This is a genomic window from Paenibacillus sp. FSL H8-0282 (assembly GCF_037963825.1).
GTDB lineage: Bacteria > Bacillota > Bacilli > Paenibacillales > Paenibacillaceae > Paenibacillus_AQ > Paenibacillus_AQ odorifer.
Genome location: NZ_CP150146.1, coordinates 1,792,955 through 1,813,899, shown reverse-complemented (window position 1 = coordinate 1,813,899; position 20,945 = coordinate 1,792,955). Strand labels below are relative to the sequence as shown.

General features: G+C 43.5%; 19 protein-coding genes. 3 read left to right on the top strand and 16 right to left on the bottom strand.

The features are described from left to right. Nucleotides 1-101: 101 nt before the first annotated feature. From NST94_RS07840 to NST94_RS07795, 10 genes are all read right to left on the bottom strand, one after another. Entirely contained in the window at nucleotides 102-2,288 is a 2,187-nt protein-coding gene (locus tag NST94_RS07840; RefSeq protein WP_248547696.1) for a methyl-accepting chemotaxis protein, read from the bottom strand. A gap of 319 nt (nucleotides 2,289-2,607) precedes the next feature. After that, nucleotides 2,608-3,939: a U32 family peptidase gene (locus tag NST94_RS07835; protein WP_036675585.1), complete on the bottom strand. Its 1,332-nt coding sequence runs from the start codon at nucleotides 3,937-3,939 to the stop codon at nucleotides 2,608-2,610. Between the two features lie 99 nt (nucleotides 3,940-4,038). Next, entirely contained in the window at nucleotides 4,039-4,971 is a 933-nt protein-coding gene (locus NST94_RS07830) for a peptidase U32 family protein (RefSeq protein WP_076126299.1), read from the bottom strand. Between the two features lie 56 nt (nucleotides 4,972-5,027). Beyond that, nucleotides 5,028-6,077, bottom strand: a complete 1,050-nt coding sequence (gene mltG, locus NST94_RS07825; protein WP_248547697.1) for an endolytic transglycosylase MltG — start codon at nucleotides 6,075-6,077, stop codon at nucleotides 5,028-5,030. Between the two features lie 172 nt (nucleotides 6,078-6,249). Then, nucleotides 6,250-6,558: a DUF1292 domain-containing protein gene (locus NST94_RS07820; RefSeq protein WP_076104918.1), complete on the bottom strand. Its 309-nt coding sequence runs from the start codon at nucleotides 6,556-6,558 to the stop codon at nucleotides 6,250-6,252. Further along, nucleotides 6,551-6,859, bottom strand: coding sequence for a DUF1292 domain-containing protein (locus tag NST94_RS07815; protein ID WP_038569507.1), 309 nt, complete (start codon nucleotides 6,857-6,859; stop codon nucleotides 6,551-6,553). The genes NST94_RS07820 and NST94_RS07815 overlap by 8 nt, the downstream gene beginning before the upstream one ends. Nucleotides 6,860-6,872: 13 nt before the next feature. Beyond that, nucleotides 6,873-7,292, bottom strand: coding sequence for a Holliday junction resolvase RuvX (gene ruvX, locus NST94_RS07810; protein WP_036675598.1), 420 nt, complete (start codon nucleotides 7,290-7,292; stop codon nucleotides 6,873-6,875). Further along, the gene (locus tag NST94_RS07805; RefSeq protein ID WP_036675601.1) at nucleotides 7,289-7,564 is read right to left on the bottom strand and encodes an IreB family regulatory phosphoprotein; all 276 of its coding nucleotides are present in this window, start codon (nucleotides 7,562-7,564) and stop codon (nucleotides 7,289-7,291) included. Before NST94_RS07805 ends, ruvX begins: the two co-directional genes overlap by 4 nt. A gap of 314 nt (nucleotides 7,565-7,878) precedes the next feature. Next, complete coding sequence (alaS, locus tag NST94_RS07800; protein ID WP_076126297.1) at nucleotides 7,879-10,512, bottom strand: alanine--tRNA ligase; 2,634 nt, start codon at nucleotides 10,510-10,512, stop codon at nucleotides 7,879-7,881. Between the two features lie 214 nt (nucleotides 10,513-10,726). Further along, nucleotides 10,727-10,876 carry a hypothetical protein gene (locus NST94_RS07795; RefSeq protein ID WP_179088335.1) on the bottom strand — a complete coding sequence of 50 codons (150 nt, stop codon included), beginning with the start codon at nucleotides 10,874-10,876 and terminating at the stop codon, nucleotides 10,727-10,729. A 156-nt stretch (nucleotides 10,877-11,032) separates the two neighbouring features. Here NST94_RS07795 and NST94_RS07790 point away from each other — a divergent pair, with 156 nt between their 5' ends. After that, nucleotides 11,033-11,893 (top strand): type II CAAX endopeptidase family protein, encoded by an 861-nt coding sequence (locus tag NST94_RS07790; protein WP_339281855.1) that lies wholly within the window; start codon nucleotides 11,033-11,035, stop codon nucleotides 11,891-11,893. A 77-nt stretch (nucleotides 11,894-11,970) separates the two neighbouring features. Here NST94_RS07790 and NST94_RS07785 read toward each other — a convergent pair whose 3' ends face one another. The 5 genes from NST94_RS07785 to NST94_RS07765 form a co-directional block, all read right to left on the bottom strand. After that, the gene (locus NST94_RS07785) at nucleotides 11,971-12,888 is read right to left on the bottom strand and encodes a DUF5692 family protein (protein ID WP_076134042.1); all 918 of its coding nucleotides are present in this window, start codon (nucleotides 12,886-12,888) and stop codon (nucleotides 11,971-11,973) included. A 294-nt stretch (nucleotides 12,889-13,182) separates the two neighbouring features. Beyond that, the gene (locus tag NST94_RS07780) at nucleotides 13,183-14,445 is read right to left on the bottom strand and encodes an FAD-dependent oxidoreductase (RefSeq protein WP_076184718.1); all 1,263 of its coding nucleotides are present in this window, start codon (nucleotides 14,443-14,445) and stop codon (nucleotides 13,183-13,185) included. Between the two features lie 3 nt (nucleotides 14,446-14,448). Next, complete coding sequence (locus tag NST94_RS07775; protein WP_076126290.1) at nucleotides 14,449-15,486, bottom strand: helix-turn-helix domain-containing protein; 1,038 nt, start codon at nucleotides 15,484-15,486, stop codon at nucleotides 14,449-14,451. An 80-nt stretch (nucleotides 15,487-15,566) separates the two neighbouring features. Next, on the bottom strand, nucleotides 15,567-16,313 hold the full coding sequence (locus NST94_RS07770) for a metallophosphoesterase family protein (RefSeq protein ID WP_339281854.1): 747 nt from the start codon (nucleotides 16,311-16,313) through the stop codon (nucleotides 15,567-15,569). A gap of 69 nt (nucleotides 16,314-16,382) precedes the next feature. After that, a complete protein-coding gene (locus NST94_RS07765; RefSeq protein WP_076126288.1) occupies nucleotides 16,383-16,904 on the bottom strand; it encodes a MarR family transcriptional regulator in 522 nt (173 codons plus the stop codon). A gap of 217 nt (nucleotides 16,905-17,121) precedes the next feature. On the opposite strand from NST94_RS07765, the gene NST94_RS07760 reads away from it, so the two are divergent. Then, complete coding sequence (locus tag NST94_RS07760; RefSeq protein ID WP_076192880.1) at nucleotides 17,122-18,753, top strand: MDR family MFS transporter; 1,632 nt, start codon at nucleotides 17,122-17,124, stop codon at nucleotides 18,751-18,753. 74 nt (nucleotides 18,754-18,827) lie between these two features. Here NST94_RS07760 and NST94_RS07755 read toward each other — a convergent pair whose 3' ends face one another. Further along, entirely contained in the window at nucleotides 18,828-19,295 is a 468-nt protein-coding gene (locus tag NST94_RS07755) for a MarR family transcriptional regulator (RefSeq protein WP_076126284.1), read from the bottom strand. Between the two features lie 148 nt (nucleotides 19,296-19,443). Between NST94_RS07755 and NST94_RS07750 the strand changes: the two genes are divergently transcribed. Then, nucleotides 19,444-20,940, top strand: coding sequence for an amidase (locus tag NST94_RS07750; protein ID WP_076281114.1), 1,497 nt, complete (start codon nucleotides 19,444-19,446; stop codon nucleotides 20,938-20,940). Nucleotides 20,941-20,945: the final 5 nt, after the last annotated feature.

The window sequence follows — 20,945 nt, the reverse complement described above, 5'->3', positions numbered from 1 at the left end:
TTATACGGTGTAGTTCTTCATTACACAACAACAAACCGCCTCTTCATGTTGAAGAAGCGGTTTTGTTAGGTAAACAATTTAGAAATTAGTGATGAATCCACTCATTTTATAGTGAATAATGACAGCTTGTCCTTCAATTGACCTGAAGCACTTTCCAGCTTGCCAGATAATGAAACGAGTTGATCACTTACATTTTGCTGTTCATTACTGAGTGAAGCTACTTCTTGGGAAGTTGCTGAAGATTGCTCAGCTACAGCGCTAACGTTCCCCATAGCCTCTGACAACACACCTTGCGAATGATTCAGACTGCTGATCGCTGTCGTCACCGATTCCAGGCTTGTTATGAATTCATCCATCTGTCCTTTTACGGACAGGAAGATATCACTTGTACTCTTCACGGAGCTTACTTGTTCTTTAAACAGTGGTGCTACTTCGGATAATACAGCTTCCGTTTCGTTCATTTCCGCCATGATCTTATCCGTAATTCCAGCAACAAGGGCAATAGATTGTTTCGATTGGTCAGCAAGCTGCCGCACTTCACCCGCAACTACCATGAAGCCCTTACCAGCTTCTCCTGCACGAGCGGCTTCTATTGTTGCATTTAACGATAAGATATTCGTCTGTTGTGTGATACTCTTCATCACATCCAACACCTTAATTACGGAGAATACTGTCTCCTTCAGGTGGTTGACACGTTCGACAAGTGCACTTGTTTTTTCTCCAGTGCGGCTAGTCTGATCCAGCAGGTCAGTTAATTGCTTAGCGCCTTGAGCACTAGCTTCACCAACCCCACGTGCTGCTTCATCCATCTCAGTGTTGGCATATATTACAGTCTGCATTTGCGTAGCAATCACATCTGTTAGCTCATTACCTCGTTCAGCTTCAAGCGCCAGACTGCCTGCCCCACCGGCAATTTCTTCCGTGGCGGCTGCGATTTCCTTCGCAGAAATAGCTGTCTTCCGTGAGGCTTCACCAAGCTCACCAGCGGTCTCCAGCACATCCCGAGCGGTTTCTGTCGTTTGCGATACAAGCTCAGTAATACGCTCCATCATCACGTTAAAGGAAGCTGATAGCTGGCCAATTTCATCTTTAGAGACATATTCTGTACGTACACTTAGATCACCACCTGCACCTTGTACCATAAGATCCTTCAAGCGTGCTAGAGGGCGAGCAATCATACGCACCATCCAGATCCCGATTACTATGGCTAGCAGAGCCGCACCAGCAGCCGCAATAAAAGTAGTCAACAGAATCGGACGTGCTTCTTTTACTAGCTCATCTGTTGGGACTACTCCTGCCAACTTCCAATCCGCCCGGATCATTGGATTAAAGACAGCAAGGATTTCTTTCCCGTTTGTATCCTTCTCATCCAAGCTTTTGTTATCCTTTTTACTTGCCTGAATAAAAGCGAACTCTGAAGGTTTACCATCGTCTTTTGAATCCGAAGAAGCTACTACGGTTCCATCAGGAGTGACAAGTTGAATTCGAGAGCCATCTCCCAGCTGTACACTTGCGAATGATTCCTCCAGCAATGTATTCTTCAACACAAGGATGACTATGTATCCTGTACCTGAGCCCAGGGTTTTGAGAGATCTTGCCATAGCAATATTTTTGTCTCCATCACCTTGAACAGCTGTCGAGAACCATATGTTCTTGGCTGCATCACCATCACCTTTAGAATAGTAGGATTCATAAGATGCAGTGTTGTCGACAATCTTCTTATACCATTCTTGTTCTCTTATGTTATCTAACTTAATGCCGCCACTGCCACTTGTAACAATATCTTGATCAGGCGACTCCGGGATCAAAGAAACACTAAGAATATTAGAATCCGTTGTAATCTGACTGGATAACTTTTTACTTACTGCGCTTGTAGCTTCAAATTTCTCATAGGAAGATTGTGCAGTCACTAAAGACTTCAAATCTTCTTGCATCTGCGCATCAAAATAAAGCTGTAAAGCCAAGTTCTCGTACTGTTTCAAAGTAATATCTAACTTTTCTGAGGTCTGAATAATAGTCTGACGGTAGGCTTCCGATACGTTGTTCTTAATTGTCTTCTTGGCTTTTGAATAAGATAGCAGTCCAAGTGCCATTACCACAATTACAATTGCACACAAAAATATCAGGAATATCTTCACGCCAACAGATTCCATAGGATTAACTCTTTTGATCTGTCCCCGCAAATCTATCCCATTCTTCAAATTAAACTTAGGTGTCTTAACTGCCCCTTCAATCTTGCTTGTTTCCTTGTTTCCTGTGATCGCCGATTTCTTATTCTTTTTATTCATGCTAAACCTTCTCTCATTATGCTTTTCACTAATACTATCTTGATCAGGATCCCCCATCTTGATCACCTACCCGCTAATATTAGAATACGCATGAAAGCGTTAACCAATATATATATCGGCGTATTAGGTCTTTTTCCTTAGCTTTACGAGACTTTTTTTACAACTTTTAACCTATGTATGTTTAAACATAATAAATAGCTTGCTGCACCTCCTCTCTTGGAGATATTTGTTAATCCCTAATATATATAACTTATTGTTTGCTTTGTCAAAAAGAAAAACAGGGAGGCTCTTGGATGACCAAAGGCTTCCCTGTTTTTTATTAAAACTTCTTCTTACGCATCATATCAAAGTATGCAACCGGTTGATCTACCTTCATACGAATAGGTTGCAGTGGATGACGGGCAGCATCAAGCGAATTGCCTTTCTCATCCCATATTTCGCCAACCGTTTGCTTGAAGAACGTATCGTTAGGTCCAAAGAATTCTACTTCCTGACCTGGCTTAAAGTGATTGCGCTGTTGAACTAGTGCCGTACCACTTTCAGCATCATATTCAATTACAAGTCCGGCAAAATCATACGGAGCTGCTTTTTCTTCAGGCTCATAGATATGATCTTCATGATCCGGAGTATCATAGAAGAATCCTGTGTTTAGCGGACGGTTAGCCGCTTTGTTAAGCTCATCCAGCCATTCCTGCTTCAATTCATACCCTTCCGGATCTGCCATATAAGCATCAATGGCTTTACGATATGCATTAACGACAGTAGCCACATAGTGGATTGACTTCATTCGTCCTTCGATCTTGAAGCTGTCGATACCCACTTCAATCAGTTCAGGTATACTTTCCAGCATACACAAATCCTTAGAGCCCATGGAGAAGGGATTATCTCCTTGCTGATGCAGTGGAATCTGAGTTACCCCGGGAAGCAAAGGAGCTGGAGATTTCGCTTCAGCCTGCTCTTCCTCAGACACCCAAGTCCCTTCCGGACGTGCATCCTCAAACAAATCATATTTCCAGCGGCAAGACTGGCAACAGCCCCCGCGATTGGAATCACGGTCGGTGAAATGGTTGGACAATACACAACGACCCGAATACGAGGAACACATTGCACCATGGATGAAGCTTTCGATTTCAATGTCGACATGTTTTTTAATCTCAGCGATCTCTTCCAGGCTTGTCTCACGGCCCAAAACAACACGCGGAAGCCCCTCTTCCTTCCAGAAGGACACCGCTTGCCAGTTCAACGTAGACTGCTGTGTACTCAAATGCACTTCAAGACCAGGCACTAACCGGCGTGCTGTATCTACAATGATTGGATCAGCTACGATAATAGCAGCAATCCCAGCTTCATATAAGTTACGCAGGTATTCTTCAATTCCCGCGACATCTTCATTGTGAGCATAAATGTTTGTTGCAACAAATACCTTAGCGCCATATTTCTTGGCGAATTCAACACCTTCGCGCATTTCCTCGAAGCTGAAATTATCTGCGCCGGAACGCAAGCCGTATTGTTGTCCTCCGATATAAACAGCATCCGCACCATAGTGTACTGCGAACTTCAATTTTTCCAAATTACCAGCCGGAGCGAGGAGCTCCGGTTTGTCCAGACGGTAACGTTTGCCCTTATATTGCGGCTTTGTCATGGTTCCCATTCCTGTTCTCCCCTCCATCGCCCACAAAGCTAAGTCACATGCTATAAATGCTGTACCTAATCTTCGTGGGGACCTATAACCTCTTTATTTTTATCAAACTTAATATACTTGCTCTTTATAGAAAAATCCGAAGCTTAACTCCCGTTCAGGGTCCTGCACCGTTCTGATTACATCCATCCATTCCTCATTGAAGGCATAACCTTCCGGATCAGCCGCATAAAGATCTATAGCTTTACGATAAGTCTTCACAACCGTTACATTATACGCTATCGATTTCAAGAGTCCCTCAATCTTAAGGCTGTGTATACCTGCAGCCATCAGAATATGCAGATCCTCCAAAATACAAATATCATCCGAGCTCATAATATGAGTGCCGTTCTCGTCTTCATAAATCGGGAATTTCTGGTCATCTCGTTCTTCCTCAATCAGAAATAGTCCGCGTTCCTTCCCGAGACTTCCTCCATCACTAGGACGGCCTTGATGTGACATATAGCTTTCAACAAGCTTCCGCTTGGAATGGTATATATTGGTCATTCCATGAACCTGCACCTGTGCCTCAATCTCCAAAAGCGGAACCATTTCCGTCATTTCATCCATATTCAGCTCACGGGCCAGCACAACGCGAGAAGCCCCCTTGCGTCCCCAATAATTCGCTGTCGCATAGTTTGTGGAAGTCATTTCCGCATTCCAGTGCAGCTTCATTGCTGGCGCTTCTTTCTTCACAGTGGTTAACACTGCTGGATCCCCGAATTCAACACCATCAATGCCAAGCTCACCTAAAGCCTTCACATAGGCAGGAAGCTCATCCAGCAGACGGTTGGACATCAGCCCACCCAAGCTTGCATACACTTTGCAGCCTCGCGAATGTGCCATTTCTACGACAGTCGCTGTATCCTCCAGAGAGAAATGTCCAGCAAGCCGCATCCCGAAACGGTCATCCCCAATGAGCAACGCATCTGCTCCGGCATCCAGCAGAGCAGCAGCTTCCTCCAAGGACGCTGCCGTCACCAGCAATTCCGGTTTGTTAGTCATGTTGTACCTCCTACTTGTACAGTTATTTCAACCGCACCACTCTTCATTTTAATAGTTTATTTCGATTCTTGCTTACTTTTTTCGATATTGGCTAAATGTTCCTTGTAGGTCTTAGCAAATAAATGGCCCTGTGTACCATCTTTTTTGGTCACATAGAAGTAATATTCAGAAGCTTCTGGTTCGAGTGCCGCTTGAATGGACTCCAGCCCCGGATTACTAATAGGTCCCGGAGGAAGTCCAATATTCTTATACGTATTATATGGACTATCAACTTCCAAATCTTTATACAAAAGTCTTTCCTTCTGCTTATTGAGTAAATATTGAACGGTAGCGTCGATCTCCAGCTTCTGCTCTTTCTTTAGGCGGTTATAAATAACACCAGCCACAAGCGGACGTTCACTATCCACCACAACTTCCCGCTCAACCAGCGAGGCTACGGTCAACAGTTCATGCAGAGACAATCCACGCGTTTCTAGCTTTTGCTGCCAGTTAGGAATCGTATCTAGCTTCTTCTGGAACTGATCCAAAAGCGCTTCTACAACTTCCTGGGGCGTGCTATCTTTGGCCAGTTCATAGGTTTCGGGGAATAAATATCCTTCAAGACGGTGGCGTAGATTCTTATCCTGCGGGATACCCAGAATATCAATCCCCTTCAAACCTGCACCAGTATCCATAATTTCAAGAAAAGTAGCCGCATCCTGATTCCAGGCTTCAGCGAGCTTCTTAGCGATCTGCTCAGCAGTATATCCTTCGGGGATAGTAAAGACCACAGTTTCTTCCTTAACTACATCACCTGCATTTAATCTTGCAATGAGTTCATCATAGCTGTCACCGGGCTTAGCGATATAAGTACCTGCTTTGAAGCTAGAGCCTTCTTTAGTCCATTTCAAATATCCCTTAAAAAAAAGACTCTTACGGATAATGCCATTTTGCTCAAGCAGATCAGCAATCTCCGCACTTCCCATGCCCTTCTCTATCGTAAATGTTACAGCAGGACCTGCAGGCTCTACCGGCTGCATCCCGTTCCAAATGTACCATGCGCCCCCACCTCCTGCTGCTACCAGCAAAAGAATAATGATTAACACAGTACGGATTGCGGATTTCAAGTCTGGTTCCTCACTTTCCGACTATAAAGTATAAAAGTGTATTGCCTAAAATTCAATATATATTTCCTTAGATTGATGTATATAGGATATTGCTCGCATTTCAAGCAAAAAGAGCGCGGAATTCTCCGCCCTCTTCCGTGCCCATCATAAATGTAACGTACATGTTTAAGTTTTATTCAGCGCCATCTGCTGGAAAAGTCATCTCATCGTATAGCTCAGAGATGTCTTCCCACTCTTCATCGTCCATAATGCTCTCCAATTCCGGAAGTCCGTCAGAAGAGACAACGATACGCAGGATTTCATACTCCACGTCTTTGCCAGAGCCTTTCAGCACTGCATATCCGCGATCACCGACTTCAAATTCGGCGATAATATCGTAAATGGAAGATTTGCCTTGCTCATCTTCCAGTTCTACAGTTTCTCCGTAGGCTTCTTTAAGCCGTGAAGTCCATACCGCTTGATCAGCGGATATCTCAGTCATTCTCCGATCCTCCGTCCAACTCGTCGACCAGTGTGTTGAAAGTCTCTTCGACAATCGCCCACTCCTCGTCATTATCGATCATGAACAATTGAAGATCGTCGCCTTCTTCCACATAACGGAACGCGTATACCTCATCGGTTTCCTCGTCCTCGGAGTCTAGCGGAACCACCATCATATACTTAGCGTCCGAGCCATCAACCTCAAACTTCATAATGACCTCGAATTCCTCTTCATTACCTTCCTCATCGGGAATATAGATAATTTCCGGTTCTTCCTCTTGGCCAATCTGTTCGTTTGTCATATCCTCGCACCCCTCACCTTTTACTGTTAGCATCCAAAAAATTTTGCAAAATCAGGGCTGCAGCCATTTTATCCACAATCCCCTTGCGTTTCTTCCGGCTGACGTCCCCTTCAATCAGCACCCGCTCTGCGGATACCGTCGTCAGACGCTCATCCCAAAGGTGTACGGGCATTTCTAACTCTTCCCGTAGCTTATCAGCGAACTCTATACAGATTTCGCCCCGGGGTCCTACTGAGCCGTTCATATTCTTCGGTAGACCAACTACAATCTCTCCAATTTCGTGCTCTGCAACAAGTTCACGAATGCGTTCGAACTCATTACCCGTACCTCGGCGCTCAATCGTTTCAAGAGCTTGTGCCGTCCAGCCAAAAACATCACTTGTGGCTACACCGATTCTACGGTCGCCGTAATCTAAACCTAACTTCTTCTTCATTTCGGATTGTCCACCCTGTGATTGACGAGATAGAATCTAACCAGCTCTTCAATCAGCTCATCACGTTCTTTTCTCCGGACCAAACTTCTCGCATTGTTATGGCGCGGAATGTAAGCCGGATCTCCGGAAAGAAGATACCCTACGATCTGATTGATCGGATGATACTCTTTCTCCACCAGTGCATCGTATACTGCTAGCAATATTTCCTGGGGAGAAGCTTCCTTTTCGTCGCCCTTCACATTGAATTTGACCGTTTTGTCCATGGAGTCCATTTGTGACACCTTCCTTCTGCAAAATCGCCTTTTGGGACGGCTTCGCAAAGTTGCTACTGTGCAGCTCGCTTGCTTCCTTTATCATAACATATTCATGCCCCAACGAGGAAATCCTGCCCGTTATTAACGCTTTTTTTGGCATTTTCTCTACAAAAATTATGATATTTTTGGCTTTTAAGCTATTGTCAAGCACAATTATTCATGAATATCTAACATCCTGCTAATAAAGAGTAGCGGTACTGATATCAAACTCTCAGTACCGCTATGTTTTCTCGTAATACGTTTAGTTAGAGAAATGGTTTCGTAATTTTAACTTAGGCTAAGGAAGCTACCAATTCTTCAGCCTTTGCCAATGCTTCGTTTAGCTTAGAAGCATCTTTACCGCCGGCTTGCGCCATATCTGGACGCCCGCCGCCACCACCGCCGCAAACCGCTGCAATTTCTTTAACGAGTTTACCAGCGTGGAAACCTTTCTTCACCAGGTCTTGCGGTACAGATACTACAAAGTTTACCTTATCATCCATCGCTGCACCTAATACAAGCACTGCATCCGGAAGCTTGGATTTCAATTCATCCGCTGTGGAACGCAAAGCATCCATATTGCCTGCTTGAACAGCAACAGCCAGGAGCTGCGTACCTGCGCCAACTGTCTTCACACTGCTTGTAAGTTCAGCAGCAAAAGTAGCACTCAGCTTGGATTGCAAGGACTCATTCTCACGCGAAAGCTCACGCACCTGGTTATGCAGCGCTTCGATCCGTTTCGGAACGTCATTCAGAGAAGACTTAAGAAGGCCTGCTGATTGTTTGAGCAAATCTAGCTGACTTTCAGTGAACTGGTAAGCGTAACGTCCGGTAACCGCTTCGATGCGGCGCACTCCGGAACCAATGCCACTTTCGCTAAGCAGCTTGAAAATTCCGATTTGCGACGTGTTGGATACATGACAACCACCGCAAAGCTCAAGGCTGTAATCACCCACTTGAACGACACGGACGATATTACCGTATTTTTCACCAAAGAGTGCCATTGCTCCCATTGCTTTAGCTTCATCAATCGGCTTGTTCTCAATCACTACATCTAGACCGCGCCAGATTTGTGCATTTACGCGATGTTCGATATCGCTCAATTCTTCTGGAGTAATCGCTCCAAAATGGGAGAAGTCAAACCGCAAACGAGCACCTTCCACTAAAGATCCCGCTTGATTAACATGCCCGCCAAGAACTTCTTTAAGCGCTTTGTGCAATAAATGGGTAGCTGTGTGGTTCTTCACGATATCTTCACGCTCCGCACGATCCACTTCCGCGCGAACGGATTCGCCCACTTTCAATTCTCCCGCTTCCACAGTTACCAAATGTACGTGTTGGCCGTGTGGAGCTTTAAAGAGTCCTTTTACCTTAGCTGTAACTGAACCCCCAGTAAGCACACCCGTGTCACTTACTTGTCCGCCGCTCTCAGCATAGAACGGTGTTGTATCAAGAATAACTTGGCATTCTGCGCCTTCACCGGCGACATCTACCAATTCATCACCCACAACAATAGCCAGGATTTTCGACTCTGTTACCGAGTCATTATATCCAACAAATTCACTTTTAACCGTCAGGTCTGCTAGTGCGCCTCCCTGGATCTTCATGCTGCCGCCATCATGACGTGCAGCTCTCGCACGGTCACGTTGCTCCTGCATAGCCGCATCAAAACCTTCTCGGTCTACAGTTAAACCTTGCTCCGCTGCGAAATCTTCGGTCAGGTCAAATGGGAACCCATAAGTATCATATAACTTAAATGCATCGGCTCCAGCAATATTGCTGAGACCCTCTGCTTTTGCTTTAGCACTGATCTCACCCAAAATAGCCAATCCGTCAGACAATGTTTCGTGGAAACGTTCTTCTTCAGTACGAATAATCTTTGCGATATATTCGCGGTTGTCCACAACGGATGGATAGTAGACACCCATAATTTCGCCAACGGTTTCAGTCAGCTCATACAGGAATGGACGATCCAGACCCAAGGTCTTTCCGTACCGAACAGCACGGCGAAGCAAACGGCGGATAATATAACCGCGTCCTTCATTAGAAGGAAGTACTCCATCCCCTACTGCAAAAGTAACGGTACGCACATGGTCAGCGATTACTTTAAGCGCGATATCCTGCTCAACGTTATCTTTATAAGTTACACCCGCGAGCTGTGCTGTCTTTTGAATAATAGGTTGGAATAAATCAGTGTCGAAGTTGGAATCTACATCCTGTAGAATGGATGCAAAACGCTCCAAGCCAGCCCCTGTATCAATGTTTTTATTCGGAAGCGGCGTATAGCTGCCATCCTTGTTATGGTTGAATTGTGAGAACACCAGGTTCCATACTTCTAACCAGCGTTCATTTTCTCCACCTGGATACATTTCCGGATCGCTCATATCACTGCCGTAAGCTTCACCACGGTCATAAAAGATTTCCGAGCAAGGACCGCATGGGCCTTCGCCAATATCCCAGAAATTATCGTCGCCCAGCTTAATGATGCGTTCAGCAGGCAGGCCAACCTTTTCATTCCACAGCTTAAATGCCTCTTCATCCTCTGCGTACACCGTTACGGAAATACGTTCCGGGTCAAAGCCGATCCACTCTTTGCCGGTTAGGAACTCCCAAGCCCATGTGATAGCTTCTTCTTTGAAATAATCGCCGATGGAGAAGTTACCCAGCATCTCGAAAAATGTATGGTGACGGCGTGTCTTACCCACATTCTCGATATCATTGGTACGAATACATTTTTGTGAGTTAGTCAGGCGCGGATTTTCTGGAACCTCCCGGCCATCGAAGTACACTTTCAAAGGTGCCATACCCGCATTGATCCACAGAAGCGAAGGATCGTTGTGAGGAACGAGGGACGCACTTGGTTCAATCTTGTGACCTTTACTTTCAAAAAATTTAAGCCATTTGGAACGAATTTCACTTGCTTTCATCATTTACAGCTCCCGTCTCATCTTTTTACTTCGGCATTTACACCGGAAATTACAAAATACCTAAAAAATAAAAACAAAAAAACGCCCCTGAATAATTCAGGGACGATTAATATCGCGGTACCACCCTGGTTATCGCCTTGACCCCACTAATGGGACAATTGCAGACGATCGCCTTGTCGCGGCTGATAACGGGCGCCCCCGGTGAGCATTGATCTCACACTCCGAAATTAGCTTTCCACCGGCCTGTCTTCAAGGTTCTCACAGCCATTACGAAACGTTTCGTAAAGGAACCTTTTCTCTGATCAAGCCATCCTCCGGTGTACTTCATTTTCATCAACGATTTGTCCGATTTGCATTTTAACATTTCAAGTATAGCCAGTGCCCTTGCTTCTGTCAATCTGGGGATGGGCGAATGTGAAGAATAACACATGATTTTTGTAACAGTAAACTTGGACTCAAAAAGGATATAGTGAAATCTAAGGTTAATTTGGAATATTTTGTATCAGGAGGACTGCCGTCGATGCTTCACTCCAAGGAGTTCAATCTATCATCGATTTTTGAAGCAAAGCCTACACACTACCTTTTTATAGCGAGCCTCATTTTTATTCATATTATCTTTACTCTTGCGGTTAATCTCATCCTTTTTGAGCATGGATATTTAAGTTTTATTGCCAAAAACACAAACCACTGGATCAATGAAACGTTAGCCGCCAATCTAGTTGGGCTTCTCTTAGAAGTAATTATTTTTTTGATTCTGATAGCTAAAGTTTCGCCCCGGGATTTTGGGTTAAAAATAGAAAAATTAAGAGCCGGACTGCTGGGTACCTTTCTGTTTTGGCTCGCTATAAATATAGTAGATTTGTGTATGGTACACCTGAATCACTCAGAGCTAACACTTAACAATGCTATCTTCAGCCATTCAAATTTAGTTTTCGGTGAAATTCTAGGTCAAGTCTTGGGAAATGCTTTATTGGAAGAAATCTTATTTCGCGGCTTCCTGCTCGTTCAAATCTATCTATGCTTAAAAAAAATCAACAACAAAACTACACGGATGATCTCTGCAATGCTAATTTCACAATCGATCTTTGCCGCCATACATATCCCAAACCGGATTTACTCAGGATTAGTTGGAATGGAGTTTGTTTATGATTTTATCATGCTTCTAATTCTAGGAATTATATTCGCTCTACTCTATATCTTAACCCGAAATTTATTTTTCGTGATCGGCGTTCACTCATTAATGAATATTCAGATAGTGTTTTGGAACAGCAATTTCACATATACGGCAACTTTATTATGTGTCTTATTACTGACTTGTCTTTTGCTTTGTATAAAAAGGAAAACATTTCGTGCGCAGCAACGGGCGGATATGGGGCTCTGATAATTAGAACTTTTCACAAAAAGAAGTTCCCCCTTTAAGCAGGAGGAACTTCTATCACTATTACTATAATGTCTCTATTAATTCGCACCCTCTGCAATAGCTTTATAAGCAGCTAAATCCGTATAAACTTCCTCTTTAAGCGGATTGCGTTTATGCTTGATGATTTTATAGAAATGATAACCAAACACTGCAATATTAGCAGCTAAAGATAATGCACTTACTATCCACAGAGCGGTTTCACTATGAGAGGATTGTACAGAGAACTTTGACTCACCAACAAACGCCGGGAACGACATCGTAAACATCATCCAAATCGCCAAAGTCTGTGCACGATGCTGCAGCCATGCCCCTTTTTTAAAGAAGAACGCCGGGATGGTACAAGAGATCAACAATGCTGCACCTGCATAGAAGGAATGGTCAGAAACTGCATTATATACATAGGCAAAGTTCCAAATGTCATAAGCAATGATCCAGAACCAAAGCTGGTCAGGCCACAACATATCTTTACTCTTATCTTTACTGATCACAATACCCATCCAACCAGAAATCGTAATAATGTTCAGAATACCTGCGATCCCGTTCATAATGTTCCAAGGACCACCTACCATCATTACGCCATCCACCATACCTTGCAAGCTGTACACTTGGAAATCACGAATAACTGCTTCAAGAATGTTAACTGCAAGGATAATAGCCGGGAACATTAATATATATTTATTTTTGTCCCATCCTTTAACATAACGGATAGCCATAAACCCTATACATCCTGCCAAAGCAGAATATACTTTTACCCAGTGAAACCATGTTCCAGTACTGGAGCCTTCTCCTGCCGTATTTGGCCAAACCGCTATGGTAAGAACAATAGGGACAACTATAAACAGAATGATTGAGAACCACTTGCTCTTCCGTGCGATTTCATTTACAAACATTAATCCTGCTAGTACTACTAACCACATTAGCGCAGAGTACCAGGGAATCGATTCGAATAAAAACATGTTTTACTCCTCCTTGTAGGTTGGTGTATGTAATCTGTGTCTCAGGTCCAATATAGCCCATCCCTCTTTAAACGATCAAATCGCTTAAAACGTTGATTTATCAGTGTTTTTTTAGTTTCATTTCAAGTTGAGTTTACACAACCCCAGCACTAGAATTCGCCAAACTTTCTACCTTTCTTCTGAGAGATCTATTAGAATACATGTCTATAGAACTATATACTGCAAACCTAACTTGAATGTAAAAAAACCTTGTCGACAAATTTCTTTGTGGACAAGGTTCCTCTTTAATGTTATTCAAAAGAATCGTTCAACCAAGTGTTTCGCGTATATAATACAATTCTCAAGTGTAGGGAAGTTCATGATTTCTCCAGCTAAATAGATATTGTTTTTCCCCTGCATCTGATCAACCCGTTCATAAAATCCCTCATGTAGCGCATTAGAATCCACATGTGGGAAATGCCTCCAACGCTTCATCATATATAGTCGAATGCTCTCTCCGCCCAGCTCGCGAAGTTTATTTTCTACCGTCTCTCGCATTTCCAGATCAGTCATAGCTTCATTCTCTGCTACATAAACCGTAACTAGATCCGTAGTTCCCATATCTGCCCACCGATAGTACCATGCCATCATATGCCCTTTACGTTCAGGGTACATATTCCGGGGGATATAGCCAGAAAGCTCCGGCAACCCCTTCACTCTATACGCATATACCCTAAACCATTCATAGGTTATATTCGCTAATAAAGTTTTGTCCTCACTTGACAGGCTAACTGTATCGCCCATTTGCTCTAAAGCTGCTGTATAAATGACCTTGTCAAAATAAAAGATGTCCTGACTCGTCTCTACTCGAACCTGCCCATCTTGTTCTTGCTCCATAAAAAGCACTTCACAAGTCAGGCGTAGATCGTTTACTTGGTCGGCCATTCGTCTAATCAGCTCAGTAACACCCTTAGGCCAGGTTATCATATGAGTAATTTCAATAAACGACAACAGATTATCATAGCTTAGAAATTTCAGCACATATGCAGCGGGCACATTATGGATACCACCGAATCCAAAAGTATTAAAATAATGCATGTAGACCTGCTCAAGGACAGACAGCTTATTCTCTACACACCACTGCGAAAATGGCTGACATAAATCTGGCGGTAAGTGGAGAAAACCCGGTTCTTGGAGAGACTCATAGCGTTTTAGAATATCCGGCAATCGTTTGAATTCTTGTGTAAACGCCTCTATCTGCTCCATGGGAATTTGTGAAGTTTTTCTCCCATTATTATCAAAAAATCCACGTTCTAACAATGGTCCCCTATCCATAAGATCAAAATCTCTCATAAAATCCATCGTATGTTTATAGGTAGGCAGGCCGATTAGCGTCCCCATTTCATAACTTTTTCCTTTGTACTCAATAGAATGACACTTTCCTCCTACTCTATCCGACTTCTCCATGAGGGTAATGTTGGTATATCCTTTTTTCGCTAATTCATAAGCAGCCGTAACCCCAGAAATCCCTGCACCGATGATTCCAATTCGGTCTTTATTCTTTGTGTTTGTCATCATCCGTTATCTCCTTGTAAATAACCATAATGGCAAAGTTTCTCGTTGTCCCGTATAGGCAAGTGCGACATCCGATGGTATTTTACCTTGATTAGGTCCGTCTGTAATTTGCCTGTTGAAGTTGTAGGTTCTCAAGTATTCATGTAAGCGCTTTTCTAAAATTTCAAAGGAATCTATCGTATCATCTACCCAAGCCTGCTGGTAGAATTCTTTGGTCAACACCGCCGCAAATTGCTGCAAGGGCTGAAATATCTCTGTTTGGTCTACCGTTATAGCGACTTGATTAATATTGTTCTTATGTAAAAATTCACTATATTTATGTTTTCCTCTGTCCCAGTTCGTAATGAATTCACGGCTTTTGTTCGTAACCAGATTATCGATATGAAAATCTAATGTCTTCATCAATGGGAGAACTTTCAGATGCATAAAATCTATAAAATGAATGGTAGATTTCCGATTGTATAGCTTAACTAGACCTAGTCTGGAGTAGGCATCATAAATTACATATTGATATACCTTTCCGACCCTCGGGAAAACTCCCAAATAGCTAATACTCTGCTGACACATATACCCGGGATGAGCATTTATCGGATTCTTCATCTTATAATCTAGTATTTTCCGTTTCTCTTTAAATCCTTTAGTGTGAGTGGATTGTGCGCCATTCCTCTTCTTTGCTTTGATTTGATTGGCGTAAGCTTCACGTTCTATTCGTTTATTTAGTCCGTTTCGACGTAGTACATTATAAATACCGGATTCCCCGATTTGCATACCTTCATCTTGCAGTTCATAAAAGATGCGTTTAGGCCCATCCTCAGGAAATCTGGCGACGTACTCCAAGATCAATCTTTCCGTTCTCTTATCTACTTTATTAGGCATTACCGGCTTTCTTTTCTTCTCCCCAAGTCCATCCATTCCATGTTGTTGATAAGCTTTAGACCACTTATAATAGATCGTCCGGGAAATGCCAAACTCCTTACAGGTTTCGCTCACATTCTTGCTGATGGCCCCTTGCATGAGGATATGATATTTGTTGTTCGCATTCACCTATTTGCACCCCTCCTATCTTTATTTTATACATAGTTAACGTTTAATTCATTACTATTCTAAAAAAAATGGGAGAACGCTCAAAGCGTCTCACCATTCCGAACAAAATGCGTTATGTATTTCCCTGCGGAAATCTCCAAGCAATTTAGTCGTTTGCCATATGCACAGCCGCCATCTATCCCAATTTTATCTCCCAGTGGACTAAACCAGATTTCTTCTGAATCATGCAGATCCATCGTCGAAGTATGACCGAAAACAACCGTTTTGTTAGTGCTAACTACCGGATTCTTATAAAAGGGGTCTCTAATCCAGATAAAATCATAAGGGTCCTGCTGTTTCCAATCCTCTATTAATGGATTAATGCCTGCATGAACAAAAATATGTTCTTCCGTCTCATGATAAAGCGGCAATGTGCTCAGAAAGTCTATATGATGTCTATAGTCCCGCCTAATTTTTTCTTTTAGCTGCATATAATCCTTCCAGCCAAAATCCTTCTGCAAACCTTCGTAGCCCGCCTCGCAATAACTCATCAGTGTATGAAATCCGCCGTTAGTTAGCCAATGGGTATCCAATTTATCATCTTCGCTGGTGAGCGCATCGCAAGCCATTTTATCGTGATTTCCTTTGAGAACTATCGCTCCACATTCTTGCTGCAGAGTCATCACTTGCTCCACAATTCCTTTACTGTCCAGACCTCTATCCACATAATCTCCCATTAAAATAAGCTTATCCTCCGCCGGGCGATAATTCACTTTTGATAATAGGGCATTGAATTCTACATAACTTCCGTGAATGTCACTAATTGCTAATATTCTGATGATAATCACTCCTTGCTCTAAGATGCAAAAAAAGATGTTCCCGCAGGTCTGCAGGAATATCTTTTGATGTTGGGCTTTCTATACTGAATCTATAACTAATGGCTCCTCATCCGACTGTGGAAAAAAATGACGGCTTCTGACCTCATGCACCGCTTCTTGAAAACGATCGCACAAAAAGATCAGCTGGTCGATCTCTTCCTTACCGACCTTTTGCGTGATTTCACTCAAAATGCCGGAATAGGATGCCATCTGCCTGCTATAAATCTGCTCTCCAAGCTCACTCAGACAGATATATACGACCCGACGATCTGTATCGGATGTTGTACGCACTACGTAACCTTTTTCCTCCAACGTATTTGCCATTTGCGTGGCAGTAGGTCTACTTATCTGGAGCAGGTCACTTAATTTAGAAATCATAACTCCCCGGTGCTGTTTGTCACCTTCAGTGGCTTTCTTTTGCTTCATTACAGTGTGAATGACGTACATCATAACAAACTCTCTATACGATACTACATCAATCGAGTAGGGGCGAGCAGTCAGACGCTTTATATTTTCAAGGGCTATGATCAGCTTCTGCTCTTGATTGTCATGGGTATCCATAGGGCACCTCCAATATACCTCAATCTAATTAGATTACTTACCTATTCCCAAAAAATCAAGTCAAATTCAAATTCTCTTTAAATTAAAATTTAATAATTAACCTGTTGTGCTAATTGATGAATTTGTGTATTATACATAAATGATAGTTTGGCTACCTAATTATTACGACATGAATTCCCAAACTACAATATATAGAAGTTAAAGGAGAGGAACTGCTCTGGAGCATCTCACTCAGAAAAAGAAAGTTACAATTATGATTGCTTTAATGGCGGCTATGTTTTTCGCAGCAATCAACCAGACGATTGTGGGCACAGCAATGCCCCGAATTATTGCGATGCTTGGAGGTATTGAACATTATACCTGGGTAATTACCATCTATATGCTCACCTCAACCATTGCTACCGTACTTGTCGGTAAGTTATCCGATATTTACGGAAGAAAGCCCTTCCTGTTATCAGGGATTGTCATTTTTATTATAGGTGCTTTCCTATCCGGATTGTCGACCAACATTTTTCAAATGATCACTTATCGCGGGATACAAGGTCTAGGCGGCGGGATTCTAATGTCGGCTACCGTAACCGCTGTAGGTGATTTGTTCGCTCCAAGAGAGAGAGCCAAGTGGACTGGAATTATGATGGCGATATTTGGTTTCTCCAGCGTAATTGGTCCTACCCTTGGCGGATTCATGGTAGATCACATGGCTTGGAAATGGATCTTCTGGATCTTCTTACCTTTCGGGATCGTGGCCTTCTTTATGATTTTGAAAATGTTCCCTAAAACCACGCGTTCTACATCTGAGTCCATCGACTACTTAGGCTCCATTTTCCTTTCCCTGACCATTGTTGCGCTCTTGCTCGGCTTTTCATGGGCAGGAACAAAATATGACTGGGGTTCTCCGGAGATTCTCGGCTTGTTTGGGGCTTCCATTCTGGGTCTGATTATCCTGATTCTGATTGAACGTAAAGCTAAAAGCCCAGTATTGCCATTATCCTTATTTAAAAATTCCATCGTATCCATCTCAATGATTGTCGGCTTCCTGATGAATGCCGGTATGATGGGCGCAATGATCTACCTGCCTTTCTTCGTGCAAGGGGTAGAGGGCGTCTCCCCAACTAAATCTGGTTTTATCAATATGCCAATGTCACTTACTATGATTGTACTAAGTACTTTAGTGGGAAGATGGATCTCCAAAACAGGAAAATATAAACGTTATGCTCTAATGGGGATGCCATTCATGGTTGTAGCCATGATATTAATGGCCTTTATGAGTAACATTGCTACGGCTGTAGTCAGCATGATTATCTTCGGGGTTGGGTTAGGACTATCGATGCCTGTATTTACACTAACCGTACAAAATGCTGTAGCGCCTTCAATGCTAGGTGTTGCTACTGCTACAAATACTTTATTCCGTAATTTAGGTGGAACCATAGGTATTGCCATCATGGGTACCATTATGAACTCCTCATTAACGAAAAAATTAGAGGCAGCGGTGTCCTCTGGCAAAGGTCCGGATTTATCCAAACTTGATCCTGAATCCGCTAAACAGCTTTCTGCCTTTATGAATCCTCAAATGCTGCTAGATCAGCCTAAGCTTAAAGAATTGCATGCAACACTGCCAGAGCAAATTCAGCCGCTCTTCAATCAATTGATTGAGATGCTGCGGAACGCACTAAGCGATTCCCTGACAGTTGTGTTCTTAAGTGGTACGGCGCTGTTAGTTATCGCAGCACTGCTCGTTCTGTTCCTTAAAGAGATTCCATTACGTAGTGGAGAGAAAAAAATGGAGACACACGCAGAGGATAAAAACGGGAGTAAAAAACTCGAAAAATCTGTGCCTGCTGCACATTAATCACAAATAACCTTACATTAGAGATGTCCGTAAACAGCTTAGGCTGTGCGGCATCTCTTTTTTTATAGGAAGGGCTAGGATTCGTTTGGTTGATCGTTCAATTCTTCGAAGTAAACATAGACTCCGTTTAACAGCTCCATTAACGTATCCGTCTGTTCTTTGCCCATGTAATCGATCATACCTTTAAAGGTATTCCGGGATTTCGTTACAGCCATCTCAGCCAGATGCTCCCCTTTTTCCGTAAGCGTGATCTCACTAACTCGGCGATCCTGTGCATCAGAAGTACGCACCACATATCCTTGTGCAATCAGACTATTGAGCATTTGGGTAACCGTAGGAGAGGTGACTTTCAGAAACTTGCTAATCTCCGAAACCGTCTGTCCCTTCTTCCCTTCCCGTTCTTTACCAAGCTTTAAAGAAACCAACATCCGGACCTCACTTGGCTTCAAGCCCCAAATCGTGGTTTTACGCCAGTTCATTCTAGCGAATTGTTGGAAAGCCTCCATTAAACCATCCACATTCTGATATTTCTCTTCGTTCATCAGTACACCCCATAAAATCATTTAACACTAAGTATAGCCTAATATGACGTAAAAAAGAATTGATAGATGTCAGATTACCCATTTTCAAAAAATAACTAATGGGATGTATAATATAATAATCATCCTAAATTGAAAGTGGGTATCTAATTTGTCCTTTTCTTACTCTACCTATGACGCTCTAGGACTTGCTTCACTTGTCAAAGCACGTGAAATTTCACCTTGTGAGCTGGTCGAAGCCGCCTTTGCTCGGTTAGATGAGGTCAATCCAGTCATAAATGCGGTGGTGCGCACCCGTCGTGAAGCTGCTCTTAGAGAAGCCGACGAGATGCCTGTTCAGGATAACACTCGGCCGTTTGCTGGCGTTCCGTTTCTATTAAAAGATATTTCCCAATCTATCGCTGGCGAGCCCATCACTTGTGGGGCTATGCTGATGAAGAACAATGTCGCACGGTGGGATTCAAATTATGTTGCACGGATTAGGAAAGCCGGCTTTATTCCACTTGGACATACGAATACACCCGAGTTCGGCTTAAAAAACATTACAGAGAATGTCCTCCATGGCCCTGCTCGTAATCCTTGGAATCTCGAATATTCTCCTGGAGGTTCAAGTGGCGGAGCCGCGGCGGCTGTAGCTTCTGGTATTGTTCCAGTAGCGGGAGCCAGTGATGGTGGTGGGTCCATCCGTATTCCCGCCTCATTCACAGGCCTATTCGGACTTAAACCCACGCGCGGGCGCACACCAGTAGGACCCGGAGTCGGCCGTCAATGGCAAGGGGCTTCTATTGATTTTGCCTTAACCCGGTCCGTTCGCGATAGCGCTGCTATGTTAGATCTGCTGCAGGTTGTGCAGCCGGAAGCCGCCTTCCAGACCCCGTTATACCCGGGCGTATATCTGGATGATCTGTTTAAGCCTACGCAACGTAAACTACGAATTGGATTTACGACGGCTTCCCCAGTAGGTACGCCTGTCTCTGAAGAGGCCGTAAATGCTGTTCTCAAAACCGTGAAATGGCTCGAAGCTGAAGGACATGCGGTTGAAGAAATAGAAAGTCCTGTGAATGGCACAAGACTGATGGAGAACTACTATACGATGAATGCCGGAGAGGTAGCAGCGATGTTCGTCTCCCTGGAGAGAAATATGGGACGTTCCATAACTGCTGACGATGTCGATATCATTACGTGGGTCCTTGGTGAGACCGGAAAAAATGTTTCAGCGGCCGAATTCGTACATAGTCTGGATGAATGGGACGTTGCAGCCGCCCAAATGGCGGAACTGTTTAATCATTACGACTTATATATAACACCTACGAATGCAAACTCTGCTCCCAAAATTGGTGAATTAACGCATAAACCTGCAGAGATAGCAAAGCTGCTGCACGTAAACGAATTGCCAAAAGAAGAACAGAGCCGCTTAATTTACGAGATGTTTGAGTCAAGCCTAACCTATACACCGTTCACACAGCTCGCAAATCTGACAGGCCAGCCTGCAATGAGCGTGCCCGTCCATAAGTCAGCAAATGGCCTTCCGCTAGGCGTTCAAGTCATGGCGAACAAAGGCCGTGAAGATTTATTGCTTCAGCTTGCTGCCCAGCTTGAACAATCCGCTCTTTGGGTCGGCATGACTGGAAATCCGCTGTTCACCTGATCAAT

What these genes read in the sequence shown, in the direction of transcription:
- NST94_RS07755 (WP_076126284.1), bottom strand. Translation starts at nt 19,295, where the DNA reads ATGAACGAAGAGAAATATCAGAATGTGGATGGTTTAATGGAGGCTTTC.
- alaS (WP_076126297.1), bottom strand. Translation starts at nt 10,512, where the DNA reads ATGAAAGCAAGTGAAATTCGTTCCAAATGGCTTAAATTTTTTGAAAGT.
- NST94_RS07840 (WP_248547696.1), bottom strand. Translation starts at nt 2,288, where the DNA reads ATGAATAAAAAGAATAAGAAATCGGCGATCACAGGAAACAAGGAAACA.
- NST94_RS07765 (WP_076126288.1), bottom strand. Translation starts at nt 16,904, where the DNA reads ATGGATACCCATGACAATCAAGAGCAGAAGCTGATCATAGCCCTTGAA.
- NST94_RS07820 (WP_076104918.1), bottom strand. Translation starts at nt 6,558, where the DNA reads ATGACTGAGATATCCGCTGATCAAGCGGTATGGACTTCACGGCTTAAA.
- NST94_RS07815 (WP_038569507.1), bottom strand. Translation starts at nt 6,859, where the DNA reads ATGACAAACGAACAGATTGGCCAAGAGGAAGAACCGGAAATTATCTAT.
- NST94_RS07785 (WP_076134042.1), bottom strand. Translation starts at nt 12,888, where the DNA reads ATGTTTTTATTCGAATCGATTCCCTGGTACTCTGCGCTAATGTGGTTA.
- NST94_RS07805 (WP_036675601.1), bottom strand. Translation starts at nt 7,564, where the DNA reads ATGGACTCCATGGACAAAACGGTCAAATTCAATGTGAAGGGCGACGAA.
- NST94_RS07835 (WP_036675585.1), bottom strand. Translation starts at nt 3,939, where the DNA reads ATGGGAACCATGACAAAGCCGCAATATAAGGGCAAACGTTACCGTCTG.
- NST94_RS07790 (WP_339281855.1), top strand. Translation starts at nt 11,033, where the DNA reads ATGCTTCACTCCAAGGAGTTCAATCTATCATCGATTTTTGAAGCAAAG.
- ruvX (WP_036675598.1), bottom strand. Translation starts at nt 7,292, where the DNA reads ATGAAGAAGAAGTTAGGTTTAGATTACGGCGACCGTAGAATCGGTGTA.
- NST94_RS07780 (WP_076184718.1), bottom strand. Translation starts at nt 14,445, where the DNA reads ATGATGACAAACACAAAGAATAAAGACCGAATTGGAATCATCGGTGCA.
- NST94_RS07830 (WP_076126299.1), bottom strand. Translation starts at nt 4,971, where the DNA reads ATGACTAACAAACCGGAATTGCTGGTGACGGCAGCGTCCTTGGAGGAA.
- NST94_RS07795 (WP_179088335.1), bottom strand. Translation starts at nt 10,876, where the DNA reads ATGTTAAAATGCAAATCGGACAAATCGTTGATGAAAATGAAGTACACC.